Source organism: Membranihabitans marinus, from assembly GCF_021729155.1.
Classification (GTDB): domain Bacteria; phylum Bacteroidota; class Bacteroidia; order Chitinophagales; family Saprospiraceae; genus Membranihabitans; species Membranihabitans marinus.
The window spans coordinates 12,514-32,412 of record NZ_JAJQYA010000023.1 but is presented as its reverse complement, the minus strand read 5'-3'; the positions used below and the strand labels follow the sequence as shown (position 1 = coordinate 32,412).

General features: G+C 38.4%; 15 protein-coding genes. 4 read left to right on the top strand and 11 right to left on the bottom strand.

Translation table 11 applies throughout. The annotated features are described in order from the left end of the window. Positions 1-9 precede the first annotated feature (9 nt). Positions 10-1,338, bottom strand: a complete 1,329-nt coding sequence (locus LVD51_RS13705) for a (Fe-S)-binding protein (RefSeq protein WP_236971960.1) — start codon at positions 1,336-1,338, stop codon at positions 10-12. 131 nt (positions 1,339-1,469) lie between these two features. Between LVD51_RS13705 and LVD51_RS13700 the strand changes: the two genes are divergently transcribed. After that, complete coding sequence (locus tag LVD51_RS13700; protein ID WP_236971959.1) at positions 1,470-1,964, top strand: phosphoribosyltransferase family protein; 495 nt, start codon at positions 1,470-1,472, stop codon at positions 1,962-1,964. 24 nt (positions 1,965-1,988) lie between these two features. Here LVD51_RS13700 and LVD51_RS13695 read toward each other — a convergent pair whose 3' ends face one another. The 3 genes from LVD51_RS13695 to LVD51_RS13685 form a co-directional block, all read right to left on the bottom strand. After that, positions 1,989-2,849: a patatin-like phospholipase family protein gene (locus LVD51_RS13695; RefSeq protein ID WP_236971957.1), complete on the bottom strand. Its 861-nt coding sequence runs from the start codon at positions 2,847-2,849 to the stop codon at positions 1,989-1,991. A gap of 81 nt (positions 2,850-2,930) precedes the next feature. Then, the gene (locus tag LVD51_RS13690) at positions 2,931-4,082 is read right to left on the bottom strand and encodes a hypothetical protein (RefSeq protein WP_236971956.1); all 1,152 of its coding nucleotides are present in this window, start codon (positions 4,080-4,082) and stop codon (positions 2,931-2,933) included. Between the two features lie 69 nt (positions 4,083-4,151). Continuing rightward, positions 4,152-6,734 carry a TonB-dependent receptor gene (locus LVD51_RS13685; RefSeq protein WP_236971955.1) on the bottom strand — a complete coding sequence of 861 codons (2,583 nt, stop codon included), beginning with the start codon at positions 6,732-6,734 and terminating at the stop codon, positions 4,152-4,154. A gap of 203 nt (positions 6,735-6,937) precedes the next feature. Here LVD51_RS13685 and LVD51_RS13680 point away from each other — a divergent pair, with 203 nt between their 5' ends. Beyond that, positions 6,938-7,090, top strand: a complete 153-nt coding sequence (locus LVD51_RS13680) for a hypothetical protein (protein ID WP_236971953.1) — start codon at positions 6,938-6,940, stop codon at positions 7,088-7,090. A gap of 1,915 nt (positions 7,091-9,005) precedes the next feature. On the opposite strand, the gene LVD51_RS13675 is transcribed toward LVD51_RS13680, so the two are convergent. From LVD51_RS13675 to LVD51_RS13665, 3 genes are all read right to left on the bottom strand, one after another. Beyond that, the gene (locus tag LVD51_RS13675; RefSeq protein ID WP_236971952.1) at positions 9,006-10,232 is read right to left on the bottom strand and encodes an IS256 family transposase; all 1,227 of its coding nucleotides are present in this window, start codon (positions 10,230-10,232) and stop codon (positions 9,006-9,008) included. Between the two features lie 389 nt (positions 10,233-10,621). Then, positions 10,622-11,536 (bottom strand): arginine deiminase-related protein, encoded by a 915-nt coding sequence (locus tag LVD51_RS13670; RefSeq protein ID WP_236971951.1) that lies wholly within the window; start codon positions 11,534-11,536, stop codon positions 10,622-10,624. Continuing rightward, complete coding sequence (locus tag LVD51_RS13665) at positions 11,536-12,342, bottom strand: queuosine precursor transporter (RefSeq protein ID WP_236971950.1); 807 nt, start codon at positions 12,340-12,342, stop codon at positions 11,536-11,538. The genes LVD51_RS13670 and LVD51_RS13665 overlap by 1 nt, the downstream gene beginning before the upstream one ends. A gap of 191 nt (positions 12,343-12,533) precedes the next feature. On the opposite strand from LVD51_RS13665, the gene LVD51_RS13660 reads away from it, so the two are divergent. Both LVD51_RS13660 and LVD51_RS13655 read left to right on the top strand, forming a co-directional pair. After that, on the top strand, positions 12,534-12,872 hold the full coding sequence (locus LVD51_RS13660; protein WP_236971949.1) for a translation initiation factor: 339 nt from the start codon (positions 12,534-12,536) through the stop codon (positions 12,870-12,872). 168 nt (positions 12,873-13,040) lie between these two features. Further along, positions 13,041-14,504 carry a T9SS type A sorting domain-containing protein gene (locus tag LVD51_RS13655; protein ID WP_236971948.1) on the top strand — a complete coding sequence of 488 codons (1,464 nt, stop codon included), beginning with the start codon at positions 13,041-13,043 and terminating at the stop codon, positions 14,502-14,504. A gap of 537 nt (positions 14,505-15,041) precedes the next feature. On the opposite strand, the gene prmC is transcribed toward LVD51_RS13655, so the two are convergent. The 4 genes from prmC to LVD51_RS13635 all read right to left on the bottom strand — a co-directional run bounded on the left by prmC (position 15,042) and on the right by LVD51_RS13635 (position 19,836). Beyond that, positions 15,042-15,854 carry a peptide chain release factor N(5)-glutamine methyltransferase gene (gene prmC / locus LVD51_RS13650; protein WP_236971944.1) on the bottom strand — a complete coding sequence of 271 codons (813 nt, stop codon included), beginning with the start codon at positions 15,852-15,854 and terminating at the stop codon, positions 15,042-15,044. 2 nt (positions 15,855-15,856) lie between these two features. Then, complete coding sequence (gene nspC / locus LVD51_RS13645) at positions 15,857-17,005, bottom strand: carboxynorspermidine decarboxylase (RefSeq protein ID WP_236971943.1); 1,149 nt, start codon at positions 17,003-17,005, stop codon at positions 15,857-15,859. Further along, a complete protein-coding gene (locus LVD51_RS13640; RefSeq protein ID WP_236971942.1) occupies positions 17,006-18,199 on the bottom strand; it encodes a saccharopine dehydrogenase family protein in 1,194 nt (397 codons plus the stop codon). It abuts the gene before it with no gap. A 749-nt stretch (positions 18,200-18,948) separates the two neighbouring features. Further along, the gene (locus tag LVD51_RS13635) at positions 18,949-19,836 is read right to left on the bottom strand and encodes an IS1595 family transposase (RefSeq protein ID WP_236971941.1); all 888 of its coding nucleotides are present in this window, start codon (positions 19,834-19,836) and stop codon (positions 18,949-18,951) included. Positions 19,837-19,899: the final 63 nt, after the last annotated feature.

The window sequence follows — 19,899 nt, the reverse complement described above, 5'->3', positions numbered from 1 at the left end:
CCGCTTTGGTTATTGTCGAATCCAGGCATCGCGTTCTTCGGGCAACTGCCAAACGGCACCTGTATTTTCAAGGCTATTAAACATTGGAACCCAATCGCTAGGTCCTTGGGATAAGGTGAGAATTTCATATCTTCTCAACTGCAATATAATATCTAATGGATTGATCATTATAGGACAGGCTTCCACACAAGCGTTACAAGTAGTACATGCATGGATTTCTTCTGGTGATATATAATCGAACAGCGATCGTCCGTCATCAAACACTTCCTCGCTGTCTGCTGGTCGCTTGCGCATTTGTTCCCCCACCTCTTCGGCGCGGTCTCTGACATCCATCATTATTTTTCTCGGCGACAATTTTTTCCCGGTCAAATTCGCTGGACATTGACTGGTGCATCGTCCACATTCCGTACAAGTATAGGCCGCTAACAATTGATTCCACGGTAGATCCATCACATCTTTGGCACCAAATTCAGGAAGTTCATCCATGGCTCCATCTCCTACAGCTACATCATCGGTTGTAAGCCCCAACATGGATTTCACTTCAGACATCACATCGGGCATATTGTCCATTTCTCCCTTTGGTGTAAGTTTTGCAAAATAGGTATTGGGGAAGGCCAATAGGATATGTAAATGTTTGGAAATAGGTAAATATAAGAGAAAACCAAATACCGCCAGTACATGAAGCCACCAAGCCATTCGCTCCAAAAACATCAGTGTTGAGGTCTCCATTCCGCCAAACAACCAAGGCCCCAAAAACTGTGATACCGGAAGGGTGCCTGTATCTGGATATTTTTCTGGCATGATACCTTGCAGAAGGACATCGGTGCCATTCATGGTAAAGATCGCAAACAACAATAGCGCTTCAAGTCCCAATATAATTATAGCGTCTTTGCTGGGCCAACCTATCATTTCGGATTGAAAGAAACGAGGGATTTTCAAAATCAGTCTTCTAATTAAGAAGGCCGATGTAGCGACCAGTGCCAATACAGATAGTATCTCCACAGTGGCAATCACCAAGGTATAAAAACCACCCAATACAGGAGCCAAAATACGGTGTTTACCCAATATTCCATCCAATAGAATCTCTATCAACTCTACTTGAGTGAGCAAAAAGGCCAAGTAAATGAATAGATGTAAAAAAGCAGGTACTACTTTTTTAAACATTTTTTTCTGACCTAAGGCGATCAAGATTACATTTCGCCATCTGTCTTTTGGGCGATCAACAATCCGATTGGCTTTGCCTAATCTTATATTATAAATAATCTTTGAATAGCTCTTATAAGCTAGGTAGGCAACAACAGCCAAGATGATTATAAAAATAATTTGTCCCGCTTTCATATAAAAAAAATAGGTTCAACTTATCCTGAAAATATTCCAAAGATGATCATAAAACTTTAAAATTTGAACGAATCCTAAAATATTAAATAAAATAACTATAAGATTGAGCCACCAATTTTTATTTTTACATCATGGAAATCATTCAGCACAAACAGATAAAACAAAAAATAAAACGCCTCTCAATCGAAATCCTAGAAAGGAATTCGAAGGCCACAGAAATTTACTTAATCGGAGTAAATAACAGAGGATTTCGTTTTGCGGAATTGATAAAAAAAGAAATGGATCGTTATAAATTGACGAAGACTTATTTGGTCAATGTTCAGGTCAATACTGAAGATCCTGTCAATGAAGCGGTAAAACTATCCATCGATGCTCAAAAGTTGCATGGGCAAAGATTGATCTTGGTAGACGATGTTGCCAATTCGGGTAGAACATTGTTTTATGCCACCAAACCACTATTGGACATATTGCCAAAGAAACTAGAAGCCGCTGTTCTCGTTGATAGAACCCATAAAAAATTCCCTATTCACGTGGACTATGTCGGTTTGTCCCTAGCCACTACTCTGAAAGAGAATATAGCCGTAGACCTCGATGATGCCAGAACCTTCTCAGTGACGCTGGATTAAAGACCGTGCACTATTTCAATCCGTTTAGGCGGGGAGTTCGAACATAGATGATTTTTCGAAATCTTCTTCCTTCATAGAACCATTGTACTTAATGGCTATTTTCTGTCTCATTCTATCTAGAATAACGGGTAAGTCGTGAATGGTTTTTCGATACCCCATTTCTATCATTTGATCTACTTTACCAAAATCAAATTTGGCATAGGCTGCCATCCCTGTAGGTTCTACTACAAAATCACAGTCTTGATAATTAATCCCTGTTCTGGTAATCAATGATATGGTCAGGGTTCGCTCCATGATTTTTTTAAAGGAACTGAATTCTTTGCGTTCAACTGTGACCGCTTCTACTACATTGGAACCGATTACAAAATCACATCTGTCTCTGAGAAACCGAGCCGGCATATTATTGGACACTCCCCCATCTACATATAGATTATTATTGATTTCTACAGGTCGAAAGAAGACCGGTATGGCACATGATGCGGTAACCGCTTTGGCTATATTGCCAGTGGATAATGTTTCGTGTTCTCCCGTTTCGAGATTCGTCACTCCGATATGGCTGGATATAGGTAAATCTTCTAGGTTTTCATAACCACAGGCATCTGCTATTCTTTTCTCAAGACTATCCAGAGGAATAAAACCCATTCTGGGAATAGTCCAGCGCACCATCTTGCTAATTTTACTTTCCCTAGCAAATTGTTTTAAATCGCGAATACTGCCACCATTGGCATAAAGCACATTGACTATGGCTCCTGCACTGGTGCCATAAATGAAGTGAGGCTCTATCCCATATTCTCTGAGAGCCTTCAATACACCAATATGGGCGATGCCATAAGAAGCACCTCCTGAAAGTGTTATGCCTATTTTAAAATCTTTCGGTAGTCTCATATTCTATAAACGAAAAGCAGGTCCTTGATGTTTACAAGAACCTGCCCAAAAGATATCTAAATTTTTTCTTAAAAAAAAGTTCTATTCTTCGTAATAAATATATTCTCCAGAACTGTCTTTAATCACGTATATATCTTCAGTACCCGCACCACCATCGTAGATAGCATAAGTAATCAAATATTTTTGACCCACTGCGGAAGAAGGATAATTGGTATTCAATAAAAAGTTGATTCCCGCCAATATCATTTCATCACTCCAATAAGCAGATCCGGTTGGTCGTCGATCAAAGTTTCCGTAATTTCCAGCACTTTCACCGGCATCACCTCCTTGATTTCCTCCTATCAAACTAAAGTCAGCCGAAGACAGGGTAAATCTTATGGTATTGTCAGGTACCCACTGACTGCCATCGAATCCAAATTTCAAATTTGCCACTTTAAGATCTGGAATCACCATCCATTGACTGCCATCAAATTCGAATATAGCTAAGTAGTCTTCAAACACTCTATCTCCTCCACTAGGCACATAAGTATAGGTAAACACCACAGCTTTCACATCGCCTTCATAGGCAAAAGGATACTTTTGGTCAAGTAAAATCGCCAAATTTCTCTTGGCCGTTGTTCGGCTCGAAAAATTGGGAAAACTCTGTCCCATCATAGCGTATTCCTCTGATGTAGGCTGATCGGCCAATAACCAATCATCGTTGTAACGTGCGATTTTTCCGATAACGGTATCTACCGTCGTTCCGTCATCATATACGTATTCTAGAGAAACCAAATCCAAATGTTCTGGATTAGCTAATTTGTATTCAACAGCATCAAACACATCCCATTGACTATCCAAACTTCCCTCTTCTTGACCAAGGGCTTGGTAATCTGCATCGGTTAATTCGAAACTGTATTCATTGTTTGATACAATGGCGCTGTAGATATGATAATCTACCGAAGCACTAGCTCCTTTGCCCAACTGAGGATATAAATAATCCAATACGTATGGAATATAGGTTTTTGCTTCATCTTCTGATGAAAAACTTTTGTAATTGGCAATGCTCTCTGCGCCATCTACATCTTCCAACAATTGGTATTCGTCATCACCCATTGTAATGGACAATTCCTGAATCCCACTGGGGTCTTGATAATTTTCATCTAATTCGGCATAGGTATCTTTTAATGAATCACAGGAGAACAATCCCAAGACCAATACCAAACCGGACAACATCAAATATATATTTTTCATTTTTTATTGTTTTTGAAGTTTTATTGTCTCTAAATATTTAATTTATTCAGGGACACAATTCTGTCAATATTAAAATCTTATTTTAAGACCTGTGGTCCATGTTCTTCCCAATCCGTAAAATACTCTAGCTCCAGCAGCATCACCTATTCCATCGCCATCGCCGTCACCATCTTGAGCATCGGTTATGTACTCTTCGTTGAAGAGATTGTTAACGTTGGCATATAAAGATGCATCCAATGTGCCTATTTTGAAATCGAATACTGCCTTGGCATCGAATACTCCCACATCGGGGATCTTCCATGATTGAACAATACCGTTTTCATCACTTATACGATCGATTGGATCATATTCGGCATATAAATTGGCGTAATAATTATAGGTAATCCCCAATTTCAAATCATCGATTACTCTGTAATCTGCGATTAAAGATCCCGTTGTTTGTGCGGCATCCCCCACTTTTAAACCTTTGATAAACAAAGTAGGAATGGTTCCTACAACATTCTGACGCTCATCTATAATGGATACTCCATCCACATTTTCATCCCATGTCCAGTCTCCTATTGACAACATACCTCGAAGTGTAAATCTAGTAGTTGGCTCATATACAAAATCTAACTCAACGCCTTGGTGAATAGCATTTACCCCTAGGATATTGGCAAATAATTCTGCTAGACTCTCGTCGATCACAGTGTTGGGATCGTCTTGAGCATTAAAGCTTTTGGTAAAAGTTCTATCGTTCCAAGTCGTTCTATATACATTGATGTTGGCTTTAAATGCCGAGCTTCTGAAACCATAGCCCAATTCGAAACTCAATATTTTTTGATTCTCAGCATCGGCATTGATATCATTTCTAAAGTTTTGGAATACTGCGTCAAAATCTGGTGCTTTTTCAAAGTAACCTAAGTTGGCGAAAAAGTTGTGATTTTTATTGACGTTGTAGTTGGCTCCCCCTTTGATTTGGTAACCAAAGAAATTTTGGAAGTCAGTCTCCTGTAATGGATCACTATCTAAATAATTGTAATAGTCGATTCTTTTGTATGAAGTATTCGAAGCCGACAATGATAAAAAGGCAGACAAGGGACCTGAGCTATACTCTCCCTGCAAGTAACCACCTTCCCACAACACGATACCATCATTGGCATAATCTCTTTTATCTCCTACTTTCAATCTTCTGTTGGGATTGTTGATATCGTTGTCATCCAAGGCATAATCTGCACCGAGCAAATCGGTTACTTCTGAGAAGTGAATACCTTTGTAAGATCTCAAGTCCAATCCGGCAAGTAAATTGAAGTCGTTGCTCAATTTTTTGTTATAAGTACTCAACATACCATACCATTTGTGATCATTTCTACTCGCTCTTAAATAAGCAAATGCATGACCATCTTGAGAGGTTAGGTTTTTTTCTACTATAGCATCCAAATCATAGGGACTATATTGATCGCCAGTTCTAAATTCATTGAATCCCACTGATCCATCGGTGGCTGTTCCACCTCCTCCCCCAGTACCGGTAGAAGCATATATGGCAGTAGAAAGATCAGAAGTAGAGTTGATGGTCCAATAATGGTTCAATGAAAATTGTGGTTTGTGGTAGAAGTTATCTTCTACATTGACCAACTGTCCATTGAGATAACCGTAGTCGGCATTGTATTTCAAACCTTGAGGAGCATTTCTAAAAGACTGAATAGTCTGTTGATTCTGACGCTGACCATGACGCTGAGGTGCACCAAATCCAGTCAATGACAGAGTGTGTTTTTTATTGATTACTTTAGATACATTGAAGAAGTAATTATATCCTTCGAAGTTTAATCCTTCAGCCCAACCATCACCTTCAATTTTGGAAGCGAGGACTGTAAATGCCCAGTTGTTATCCGTTAGACCAGAGGAATAATCAAAAGATACTTTACGATAATTGTCGTTTCCGATTCCGTAAAATACAGAACCTCCTTTTTCCATATCAATGGTATTGGTCAATATATTGACCGTTCCCCCAACAGAAGGCACAGCTACTTTAGAAGCACCCAAACCACGTTGTACCTGCATTGATCGAGTAACATCAGTTAAACCAGCCCAGTTTGACCAATATACTCGTCCATTTTCCATATCATTTACCGGCACACCATTGATGGTCACGGCTACATTGGTGGAGTTAAACCCTCTAACGTTGATCCGCGAATCACCGTATCCACCCCCTGTCTTTGTAGCATATACACCAGGAGTAGATTTTAATAATTCAGGATATTCTTGATTAGATGCATTTTCCGCAATAAATGTACGTCCAATCGTAGAGACAGCCACTGGAGTTTTTCTGTCTACAGCTACACTAGCTACGATCTCTACCTGTTTCAAACCTATGGCACTGAGTTCCAATTCAATGACACCCAAGTCCATTTGCCCCGAAATCTTAACAATTTTTGATTCAAATCCTATGTAAGATACTTTGACTTCTGTCGCATTGTTAGGGATGTTCGACAACTCAAAGCTACCATCGAAGTCAGTAATTGTACCTTGGTCGCTACCTACGACCAAAATCGAAGCTCCTATTAATGGCTCATCTGAACCTGCTTCCATCACATTTCCTCGAATAGTTTGTTGTGCCTGTGCCCAAAGAGCTCCAAAACACACTATTCCAAAAACAAGTAACAATCTTTTCATAATGTTAATTAAAATTAGTTAATAATTGCAAATGTCACTAATATTTCAAAAACGAATATTAATTCAGTATTAAATTTCCACAAACCACACCCTTCGCGACCACAAACATATATAATTTTATGGGCATTATATGACAATTTTAACATTATAACGTTCAACTCTAAAAATTGTGTAGAATATTTTCAATAATTTTAAATTAATTCATGGAAAACCCCCAGCATCCCCTACTCCACACCATCACAGGACGTGAATGCCTAATTCCAGAACCGTTTTTAGACGATATTCAGGGGGAAAACCCACATAAAAAAAAGTATTTCACTGCCAGTTTTACTGAAAAATTAGATAATGATGATTGATTTGCAAAAATTTCTTCTCGAGAAAAATTTCAAATAAATGTGATAAAACATGGTTTCCGAGTTATATGAAATACATTTATAATTAATGGGAATCTTCGGATTTAATTATTACACATTACGTTTTAATTATTCTGTTTAGAGCCGCAATGCCAACCAATCTGAAACACTGAGGTTGTGGTGCCTTCAATGTTATTATATTTTATTGAAAAATGAAATTTAAGACATAGCGATTTAAATGTAGTGTTGTCACAGCGCAGTGGCTGCGACTTCTCTCATCGTAGACCGATTTACGGGCTTTCCCTACCCACCCACGACACAGTGGTCATGGCTCCTTCATCCAATCCACATTTACTGGATTGGGTTGTCCTCCGGACAACTTCATTCAGTCATGCTCGTTCACACCCGAAACACGGTGGTTTCGGTTCCTTCAGCGCTATTTTATTATTACTTCAATTGTATTTTATACTTGTCAATTTAAATGCTATCTCGTCGTAGCACAGTGAGAATTTGCTGTCGAATTTTATGTATTCTTGTCGCAGCGCAGTGGCTGAAAACCTATCGAATTACGTTGCAGTCACGCCGGAGCCAATGGCTCCGGTTCCCTCAAGACATTTATATTAATTCTGTGACAAGTACTTAAACCTGTCAATATAAATACTATCTCGTCGGAGCACAGTGAGAATTTGCTGTCGAATTTTATGTATTATTGTCGCAGCGCAGTGGCTAAAAACCTATCGAATTACGATGATACCATGCCATTTAAGCTTAAAAAAGTCCTGAAAGGACGAAATATGTCAGCGTAGGGTGAAACCCTATGAAATAATTGTCATCTTGAAAAGAAGTCCTGAAGGGACGACATAATATTAATAAGTAAAATCCTGTAGTTAAATATTCTAATCATGCCTCGGCACAGTGGCTAAAAAACTGAGAACTTTCATGCCATCTCGTCGCAGCGCAGTGGCTGCGACTTCTCTCGCCCAATGTCCGTTCAGGACATTGGATACTACGTATTTTGCTCGTTCACCCACGACACAGTGGTCATGGCTCCTTCATCAGTTGAACATTTAGTTCATCTGGTTGCTCTTTGAGCAACTTTATTCAGTCCTGTACTTCATTCGTTCACCCATCCGAAACACTGAGGTTTCGGTTCCTTCAGCGCTATTTTATTATTACTTCAATTGCAGTTTATACTTGTCAATTTAAATGCTATCTCGTCGCAGCACAGTAAGAATTTGCTGTCGAATTTTATGTATTCTTGTCGCAGCGCAGTGGCTGAAAACCTATCGAATTACGTTGCAGTCACGCCGGAGCCAATGGCTCCGGTTCCCTCAAGACATTTATATTAATTCTGTGACAAGTACTTAAACCTGTCAATATAAATACTATCTCGTCGGAGCACAGTGAGAATTTGCTGTCGAATTTTATGTATTATTGTCGCAGCGCAGTGGCTAAAAACCTATCGAATTACGATGATACCATGCCATTTAAGCTTAAAAAAGTCCTGAAAGGACGAAATATGTCAGCGTAGGGTGAAACCCTATGAAATAATTGTCATCTTGAAAAGAAGTCCTGAAGGGACGACATAATATTAATAAGTAAAATCCTGTAGTTAAATATTCTAATCATGCCTCGGCACAGTGGCTAAATACCTATCGAATTACCTTGCAGTCACGCCGGAGCACAGTGGCTCCGGTTACCTCAAGACATTTATATTAATTCTGTGACAAGTACTTAAACCTATCAATATAAATACTATCTCGTCGCAGCGCAGTGGCTGCGACTTCTCTCGCCCAATGTCCGTTCAGGAGGGAGTGTAATTTAAAGTCTGTCTGTTTTTATATTACGTTTTAAAAATAATTGGATTTTTCTTTTTTTTAAAATCCAATTATTTTTAAAATGAGCCATAGCGGCAGCGTCACGTATTGCTTGGATTCGTTTGTATATCCAATGTAATTCTATCTCCAAATTTAATATATAATTGTTGAATGGTCAAACTCCAATACGGCAACGGAGAGGTCCATTTCTTTTCAATATTTTTGGTAGCTAAATATATCAATTTTAACAGAGCCATATCATTCGTAAATGCACCTTTCGTTTTAGTAACTTTACGTACTTGGCGATGAAATCCCTCCACTGCATTGGTCGTATAGATAATCCTTCTAATTGGTTCTGTGTATTCAAAATAGGCTGATAGTTCTTCCCAATTACGCTCCCAACTATCAATAACTACCGGGTATTTCTTGCCCCATTTTTCCGATAGTTTTTCTAATTCATCTTCCGCTATCTCTTTGCTTACTGCTTTATAAACAAGTTTTAAATCTTTTATAAATTCTTTTTGGTCTTTGGAAGCAACGTATTTTAAAGAATTTCGAATTTGATGTACTATACACTTTTGGATTTGAGTTTTTGGGAAAATGCTTAAAATTGCTTCACTAAACCCTTTTAAATTATCTGTACATGCAATTAAGAGATCTTCTAATCCTCTGTTTTGCAAATCAGTAAGTACTTGCAACCAGAATTTTGCACCTTCACTTTGTGAAACATACATACCTAAAATCTCCTTTCTCCCCTCCTTGTTCACACCCAAAATATTATATACAGCTCTATTTTCTATTTTGCCATCAACCTTTACTTTGTAGTGCATTGCATCTAGCCATACAATACAATATAAGGACTCTACTGGCCGGCTTTGCCAGGCCTTAATATCCGGTATGATTTTATCCGTAATCTCTGACAATACGGTGTGGGATATCTGCATATCATACATCTCTTTAATATGGGATGAAATGTCTCGCAAACTCATTCCTAATCCATATAAGCCAATGATCTTTTCCGATAAATTATCCGCTAATATTGTTTGGCGCTTCTTTACAATACTGGGTTGAAAACTACTATTTCTATCTTGAGGTGTTTCTATCTCTATCGATCCTATATTTGTTTTTAAGGTCTTTTTACCTTTGCCATTCCTTTTGTTTTTTTCTGAGCCTTCTGATAAATGGGACGTCATTTCTGCTTCTAATGCTTTTTCTATAAAGCTCTTTAGCATTGGGCCAAATGCTCCATCTTCCCCAAATAAACTCTTCCCTGATAATAGCTGGTCTAATGCTTTCTTTTCTAATTCTTTTTGTTCTTGAATTTCCATCTCTTTTGTTTGAATAAATTTATTAATTTTTTTATCCAGACAGAGTTTAATTTACAGCCTCGTTCAGGACATTGGATACTACGTATTTTGCTCGTTCACCCACGACACAGTGGTCATGGCTCCTTCATCAGTTGAACATTTAGTTCATCTGGTTGCTCTTTGAGCAACTTTATTCAGTCGTGTACTTCATTCGTTCACACCCGAGGGATGGGACCCTCGGCTCCTTCATCCAATCCACATTTACTGGATTGGGTTGTCCTCCGGACAACTTCATTCAGTCATGCTCGTTCACACCCGAAACACGGAGGTTTCGGTTCCTTCATCCGATGGATATTTAATCCATCGGGTTGTCCAACAGGACAACTTCATTCAGTCATCCTCAGCAGGAGCTATTTTTTGGATTCTAGAAAATTTTCTGCAATCATACATCTTACACTACCCCCTCCGACGGTTTCAATGGTGGGTATCGGATAGTGAATGATGGTCATTTGACTGGACAAATCATAGAGTTGGCGAAGGGTTAAAGATCTATAAGCATTACTAGACATCAGCAATAAAGGGTAATCTGATCTACCCTGTAGTACAATGGCATTCCCTAGGAATTGATTCATTTGCAGCATGGAGATATCGATAATCTTTTTATTGTTCTTGGAGAATTGTGATTTCAATGTTTTCCAGTCTCCTTTTGGTATGGCTGAGGAATTGATCATAACGTAATGAGGCGTCATTGTCATCAATACATTGGTGTGATACACAGGTCTTCCATGCATATCAAAGGCATCAAATATTATCAATTGATAATCCATTCGCTTTGCCCACTTTTCCAGTAAGGTTCGGCTGGTTCGAACACTCTTACAAGCATATACTACGCGATGCTCTCGATCCAAGACCATGCTGCCTGTGGATTCCAAGAATAAATGACGATCCTCGTAATGAGTCATCGACCAAAATTGTGATACTTCATACTGTGATCGAATATAATCTATCATGTCCTGTCGTCGCTCCGTCCTTCGCTCTGGAACCAGCATAGGATATACCACCATTAAACCATTGTCATGTGTACTGAACCAATTGTTGAGAAAGACTGCATCCATACTTTCGCCTTCAGCATCAAAAGGCAAGACATCTACTTCTAGTCCTGCATGACGTAAGGTGGCTACTAAACCATTGAATTCTTGCTGAGCTTTTTGTTGAATAAAAGTTTCAGAATGAGACAGTTTCTGCTGAAAGTGATTACTTTCCGCTGAGGGTCCGTGAAATCCAAAATTAAACGGACGCTTCATCCATATTTTATTCGTCCACATTAAGCAGAACTATTTTGTGCTTCTCTTTTCATTTTATCGGCCAATTCAGGCCCTAAAAAAGTATCGATAACATAATGCATTGCGTATATCAGTGGGGTAAGCAGGATAGCCATTGATCCCTTGTATATATAGTTGACCACCCCGATGGCCAAGACTAAGGTCAATGACCAATCGGCCCCGATATAAAAAGCTATAAAGAGAACAACAAAACTATCGAGAAGTTGCGATACCAGTGTTGACCCCGTAGCTCTTAACCAAACCATTCCCCGTCCTGTCCATGTCTTAATCTTGTGAAAAATAAAGACATCGACTACTTGGCCCAATAAGAATGCCACTACTGAGCCAATAATAATCCATAAGCCCTGGCCAAAGACCAATCGATAGGCAGCGTTATAATTACCAACCAGAGCCAGTTCTTGTTCTTGACGCTCCACAGGCCAGTTGGGATTGATATGAGATTGTGGCCAAAAATCCGCTGGGTCTAATTTCATTCCCCAAAACACCACAACAAAGGCGTACAAAATCAAGACTACGGCCAAATAAGACAGGAATTTCACTCCTTTTTTTCCAAAATATTCATTAATCACATCGGTTAGCACAAACTCCAGAGGCCATAAGAGCACACCTACAGTAAGATTAAGTGAAAGATTGGGTTGATTAAAGATGGTTAAATCTAATGGGGGAATTCCCAGAGTTTTCTCAAGAGAAAATATTTTCACTCCTATAAACTCCGCAATGATGGCATTGGCCACAAAATAGGCTCCTAAAGCCAAAAACAAAATGTGTTGTTTTTTAAATGTCCGCATGGGTTGAAATTAAAAAATACCACTTACATTTTATCAAGATAATCATAAAATTATAGAATCAAACTGGAATTTTCCCATTACAAAAAACAAATATCGCTGCAAAAACCTTTCATTTTCATCAATTGTTTTCATATGTATTATCAATTATCTATCTTGTTATTTTGTTTCTCTAAACCAGGAAAAATTTAATTGTGGCTAAAAAGAAGAAGAAATTAACGGTTTACTCGACCAATCCAGATTTTGCGGCGTCTTTTTTTCAAAATGAAGAAAGTAGTTCTATAGAACCCAAAGATCAAAATTTGCGGATCTGGTTGGATCGCAAGAAGGGTAATAAACTGGTGACTGTGGTCAGAGATTATGAAGGAGATGAAGCAGAATTAGAGGACTTGGGCAAATTTTTAAAGCAAAAGTGCGGATGTGGAGGATCGGTCAAAGACATGGAAATATTGATCCAAGGTGATCATCGCGACAAAGTACTGGAATTACTTCAAGGCAAGGGTTATTCGAAAACCAAAAAAGCCGGCAACTGACTTAGTGGGCCATGGACAAGGAGTAAAATCTTCAGAATATTTCATAGATAGAATATTGTATTTCTCATTGTTTGAAAAAATGTTAATTTTCATATTTTAACTTTTTTCATCCAATTTTTTGAGTGTTTTGAGGTTTTCTTAACAGTCATAACATTCAAAAAAGCGGAAATGAAAAGAATAATCTACTTGACTTCACTAGTCATATTAATCTCCTGTTATGCCCTATTGGGCCAAAATCCTAGTCAATCATTTGGACCTGGAGTTTACGAAGAACTCAATCCACAGATTCGATTGCGTGCCTCCTGTGTACCCAGTCCTAACCAGGATTACGAATACAATTTCAATCAAAGTTTCGAGGCCAATGTCAATGCAGCCATTGCAAGAGAGCGCAGTGCTTTTAGGAACAACAACATTGATGATTATGTCCATCCCGAGACGTACACAGATCCTAGAGATTATGCTCAAAAGATCATAACCGCTCTTCGAAAAGCCTATAGTTCAGCTTACAATATACCTACGGTTTCCATTCCTTTGCATCCTGCGATAAATAATGCCGCACAGAATCACAGTTGCAGAATGATAAGCTGTGGTGAATTCAATCATCAATCGAGCTGTCTAGGCAGTCCAAGTAGTCGGATTAGTGAACAAGTAGGTGATTGGGGAACTTGTTTCAACGGTTATTCCGAAAATATTGCCATCAATACATTGAGCAGTGTGGAAGCAGCTATTGAATGGGCTGTTTTCGGTATGATGTACGACGATCTCAGTTGTTGTAACAATGGTCATCGAGAAAATTTCTTAAACTGTAGCTTTGATAATAGCTGGTATTTGGGTTTCGGATTTCAGAGAGGAAAATTCTCGTTTGGACAAGCCAACAGAAGTTATGACACCTGGTTTTTGACTTGGGATTATGCCAAAAAAACCAATCAATCGAACTGTAGTTGGGATGAAGACAATGGCAGTGCGCAATGTCCAGAAACAAATTATACTGCATTTCAATCATTTTCCACTACGGGCAGCAACAATTGTTCGTCGGTAGAGATCCAATGGTCTACAAAGCAGGAAGCAATGACTTCTTCGTTTGAAGTATATGTGGCCAATGACAATGGCAATTACTCCGTAATAGAGAACATCAATGCCAAAGGCAGTCCTTCATCTTATTCTGCGGTGTATTCTCCTACTGGAAATACTAGTCTCAGTATATACGTAAAGGCTATTGAGAGTAATGGTTCATTTGTATCCACCTCTCCACATGTTTTGCAATTGGATGATTGTGAAGTAGACAATACTCCGAGTGAGGAATCTAATACACCGGAAGAAACCGAAGAACCTAATGAGGAAGTAAGCGAACCTAGTAATCCTACTGAACCCAGCAATCCCGCGGAGTCAGAAGAACCAGAAACATCCAATCCGGTAGTGGACAATCAAGATATAATAGTTGTTCCCAATCCGGCATCGAGCTATATCAGTTTGAGCAATGTGGACTATGGCTCCATCTATATAATATACAATATGAGTGGTAGACCTCTGTTGATTGGATACTATACCAATCGCATCAATATCAGCAGATTATCCTCAGGTCAATATATTATTGCCACGAGGACTCAGGTGGGCAAATTTGTAAAGCAATAGAGGAAAATTTCTTTTGTATTGAAATTATTTTTAGTTCTAATTCGTTGTATTAGGTGAATATTCTAAATATTTTATAAGCTGATTGCCTGTAATTTATAATAGAATAAAAATACAAATTGGTTGGAGGGGAAGAATAGATTTATGCGGAGCGAATAAATATGATATTTAGAATATGGGTATACCAAATGTATTTATAATTGTCGACTATATTTCGATCTATTTGCGATGGTAATAAGATTCTAAATATTTACCCCTAAGGATAGGATTAATGATTGGATGTGATTGGATGTAATTGGATGTAATTGGTAAATGTAGAAGGGTGATAAGGGTAATTTTAAAAGTCTTCGTGGAGAATTTAAGCAGGCTGAGAAGAATTGATTTTGAAGACAAATGTAGTTTATAGATCAGAATTGAAATAGAGTCAGAAATAAAGTGAGGCGCAAAAGGTTCTTCATCAAATAGAGAAGGGTAATACGAATAATATAAAAGAATTAAGGTTTAGTTAATTTGAGTGCTGAGAAATAGCTTTTTGCTAACTCAGCACTTTTTTTGAGCATAAAAAATCCTAGGTTTCCCTTGTAAATCGTTTAAGACTCCGATATCTCCCCAGTGATGTCGAGGATGGAACAAGGAAAGTATTTCTTCGGCGTAGGATTCGTGAATTTCCATAAAAATCCAACCGTCTGATTTTAAATTTCTACTATAATTTTCTGCAATGGCTTGATAAAACTCCAAACCTTGAGGATGGTCGGTAAATAAAGCAGAGTGAGGTTCGTATTTTAAAACATTATCGGCCATTATTTTTTGGTCATGAAGGGGAATATAGGGTGGATTGGATATGATAATATCAAACATGACATCTTGAAATTCGCCGAGATCCCAAGTCAGAATATTCCCTGTGCACCATTTTACATCGATGTCCAGATCTAAACTATTTTTCTTAGCTACTTCCAATGCCTCTGAATAATAATCCAGTCCGTACAACTGCCACTCTGGTCTTTTACTTTTGATAGCCAATGGAATACAACCACTGCCCGTCCCCAGGTCTAGGACAATAGGGGCATGGTCATTCATCCCCACCATATCCAATAGATAGAAGACCAATTCTTCTGTTTCCGGTCTCGGGATTAAGACCTCAGGTGTTACACCGATTTTGAGATCATAAAACCAAGTGAATCCCAATAAATATTGAAGGGGAAAATAGGATTTTAATTGTTCGATATCTGCATCAAAAATGTCCTCTGGTCGATCCACCTCCACATACATTCGCCACATATTCTCAGTCTCCCGATCGCCATAAAGAGGACTTAAAGCAGACCGCCAGTATTGGTATCTTTTATCTTCATCCATATTTATGAAAGCCGTTGCTTGAAATCGGAATAGTTAAACCGGCGAATTAAATGATAGTTGCCATCGACGTCGATTTTGCCAATATCGGGATGTCGAACCCCATTAAACATAGTGGTTTTGACCATGGTATAATGAATCATATCCTCGAATATTATTTCATCGCCAATGTCCATCGCCCTTTCGAAACTATATGGCCCCAATTGATCTCCTGCTAAGCAACTCATCCCTCCTAATTGATAGACGAATTTCCCCTCACTTCCATAGTTAGCCTTTCTAATGGCAGGGTTGTAAGGCATTTCCAAGCAATCGGGCATATGGGCGGTGAAAGAAACATCTAAGATCAAAATCTTTTGCACTGGTGTTTCGACAATGTCCAATACGCTGGCTTTTAAAAACCCAGTCTGCCAAGCAATGGCAGACCCGGGTTCTAGTATAACTTTTAAGTGAGGATATCTTTGTTTAAAGCTTTTGAGGACATTAATCAAATGCGGTATATCGTAATCTGCTTGAGTAATTAAATGACCACCGCCAAAATTCACCCAATGAATATGGGGCAAAAGATGAGCAAATCTGTGTTCAAAGGATTGCAATACCCTTTCGAAGGTAAAGGAATTGTTTTCACACAGGGCATGCATATGAAGTCCAGTTACTCCTTGAGGCAATTCCGTTAAAGAGGGGATTCCCAAACGAGATCCTATTGCTGCGGGATTGTATAAATCGGTTTCTATCTCGCTGTAACCGGGGTTTACACGGAGACCAAATTCCATATCTGACCGATACCGCAGAAATTCAGGGCCATGGCTATGATATTCTTGCACAGAATTGAATACAATGGTTTGGCTGACTTTAGCCAACTCTTCTATTTCATCTGAATGGAATACCGGGGCATAGACATGGGCCAAGGTCTTCATTTCTTCGGCAATTAATTTGGCTTCATACAGAGAGCTCGCTGTTGCCCCATTGAGATATCGACCGATCAATGGAAATTCTGACCACATTGCAAATGCTTTCAGGGCAAGAATAATTTCGATTCCTGCCTCGTCTCTGACTCTCGAGAGTTTCTCCAAATTGGCGATTAATCGATTTTCTTCCAATACATAGGCTGGAGAATCGATCAGTGGATATATTGTATTTTGATTGTTGTTACTCATTTACAATTCCAAGTCTATATCTAACTCTACCTTCCAAGGCAGTCCACATTTATTCAATTCATCCATAAATGGATCCGGGTTAAACTCTTCTACATTATACACTCCTGGTTTTTTCCATTGATCGGTCACCATCATTTTAGCACCAATCATTGCAGGCACACCAGTGGTATAGGATACGGCTTGAGTCCCGGTTTCAGCATAGGCTGCTTCGTGACTAGCATTGTTGTATATATAACAAGTGCGTTCTTTGCCGTCTTTTATCCCTCGGATTCGACATCCAATTGAGGTCCAACCTTTGTAATTGGCACCCAATGATTTGGGATCGGGCAATACAGCCTTTAAGAATTGAATGGGAACGATTTGCTTTCCTTCGAATTCTACGGGGTCAATGTTTGCCATTCCGATGTTTTGAATTACTCGAAGGTGGGTCAAATATTCTTCTGAAAAGGTCATCCAAAAACGGGCTCTTTTAATGGTTGGAAAATTCTTAACCAAAGATTCTAGTTCTTCGTGATAGATGAGGTAAGAATCCTTCACACCGATTTCTGGATAGTGTAGTTTCTTTTTAAATTGGTGGGGTTCTGTCTCTACCCATTCACCATTTTCCCAGTATTTTCCTTTTTGAGTTACTTCTCGAATATTTATTTCGGGATTGAAATTGGTAGCAAAAGGATGTCCGTGGTCACCGGCATTACAATCTACTATATCTAAATAATGGATTTCATCGAAATAGTGTTTAGCCGCATAGGCGGTAAACACTGAAGTTACTCCAGGGTCAAACCCACTACCTAGCAGAGCCATTAGGCCTTTTTCTTTGAAGCGATCTTGATAAGCCCACTGCCATTTATATTCAAATTTGGCTTCGTCTTCTGGTTCGTAATTGGCTGTATCTAAGTAATCGACACCTGCTTCTAGGCAAGCGTCCATAATAGCGAGGTCTTGATAAGGCAGGGCGACATGAATTACCAAATCGGGTTGAAATGACCGGATTAGGGCAACCAATGCGGGAACATCCATAGCATCAATGGCTGCAGTAGATATTCTGTCATCACCGATGGCATCCTTGATTTCATCACATTTTTCTTTGGTTCTACTTGCCAATAAAATGTCAGAGAAGACCTCTTTTTGTTGGGCACATTTGTAAGCAACTACTCTGCCTACACCGCCGGCCCCAATTATCATTACTTTTTTCATATTTACCAATTTCGAATTAAATATTTTAGTAGATTTTAAATATTGATATCTTGTTTACGATTGCCAAAATAAGTCGCAAAATCGAAGGTCATTAACCGAGGTCAAATGTACATTTTATTGCGAAATCTTATGTTAATTTTCTTGAATAAACAGCTAATTATTCTTTTGCAGTGTTGAAGTCTACAAGGACTAAAGATATCGATTCAAAGCTAATATAATCAATAATTTAGATGGATAAAAATGAAAAACGGAGGAGTTAATAAGAGAAGAAAACTATTGAAAAAATTTGGTTAAAATTTGAAGCAAGCCATTTGCCATCAATTTTCACGATTGAGAATGACTATTTTTCTGTATTAAATGGAAATCTTTTGATTAAAAGTGGTTTGTTAAAAGTATAATTCTTTTCCCGGAAAATTCAGCTTTGGATAAAAATCAGAACATCCGTCATAGCATTGAAAATGACATCATTTTATTACTAAAACGGCTGTTAAAAAATAAGAAGTAATAATGGCAAATTCGAAATCACTCCTTGTATAAGTTTTTGTATATACATTTTAGCCCATGAAATGGTTTTTGTTTATTAATAGCCTTCGGCTGAAAATTTCTATAATAGGGCTAGTAGATGTAATTATACATCTATGATATTGGAAAACAATCAAGACAAAAAGTCGAAATTGGAGGCTTTAGCAGCTAAAATGTGAGGGGTTAGAGATTTTGGATTTTGGTACCAAGCCCATATAATTAGGCATTTAGCTGATAATCTCCATATATGTCCTCGGACGATGGCAAACCATGCGTTCCAAAAGATGGACAAAAATCTCCTCCTTCATCTGATTGCGATTAAATCTATAACAGAATTCATCCAAATAATACTGTAATAATTCAGCATGATGATGAATGCCTCTCAACCAAAATACTATGCTATTTTCAATTCTATAGGACAATGGCATAATGGTCTTCTTTGTTTTTTTAACTCTAGATATGACTTGGTATTTCTTGCATATTTGGTCATAGCCGCGCAATTTATAACAACTAATAAGGGCATCTGGATTCACTGTCCGTTCAACCACAGCATTGATTTGATTATATCCGCGATGATTGACCTCATCGGCATAAACGTGAGAAACTCCCTTACCTTTTTTCTCTACAGCTAGAACTACCCTCTTTTTATACCGTACTTCCCGGCCGTTTTTCATCACCTTCTTCATTCCGATTTCAAAATCTGAAATTTCTACTTTTCCACTTAACCCTACATTGCGATGAGTTTCCATGGCCGACAATACCTTAAGACGGAACAACCAACAAGTCTTTTGTCTCAACTGTAAGGTTCGACTTAATTCACAAGACGATATTCCTTTTTTATTGGTAGCAATAAAGTAGACAATGGCAAAAGCTTTGACTAAATCGAACTTGACTTTGTGAAATAAAGTGTTGGCAGTAGCTGATTCTTTATACCGACATCGAGTACACTGCCTTACGTATGGCTTTCCTCCACTGCAATAATGATGATGTCCACAATGTTTACAGGTAAATCCTGATTCCCACTTCTTTTTGGCCAAATATGCTAAACAACTATCTCTGCTAGGAAAACGTTCGTATAAGTCATAAATTGACACACTTTTAAATTTCTCTTCCATAGCGCTATGTATTTTCCTTAATATACGGAAATCATAGGTTATTTCATAACCGCCTAATTATAA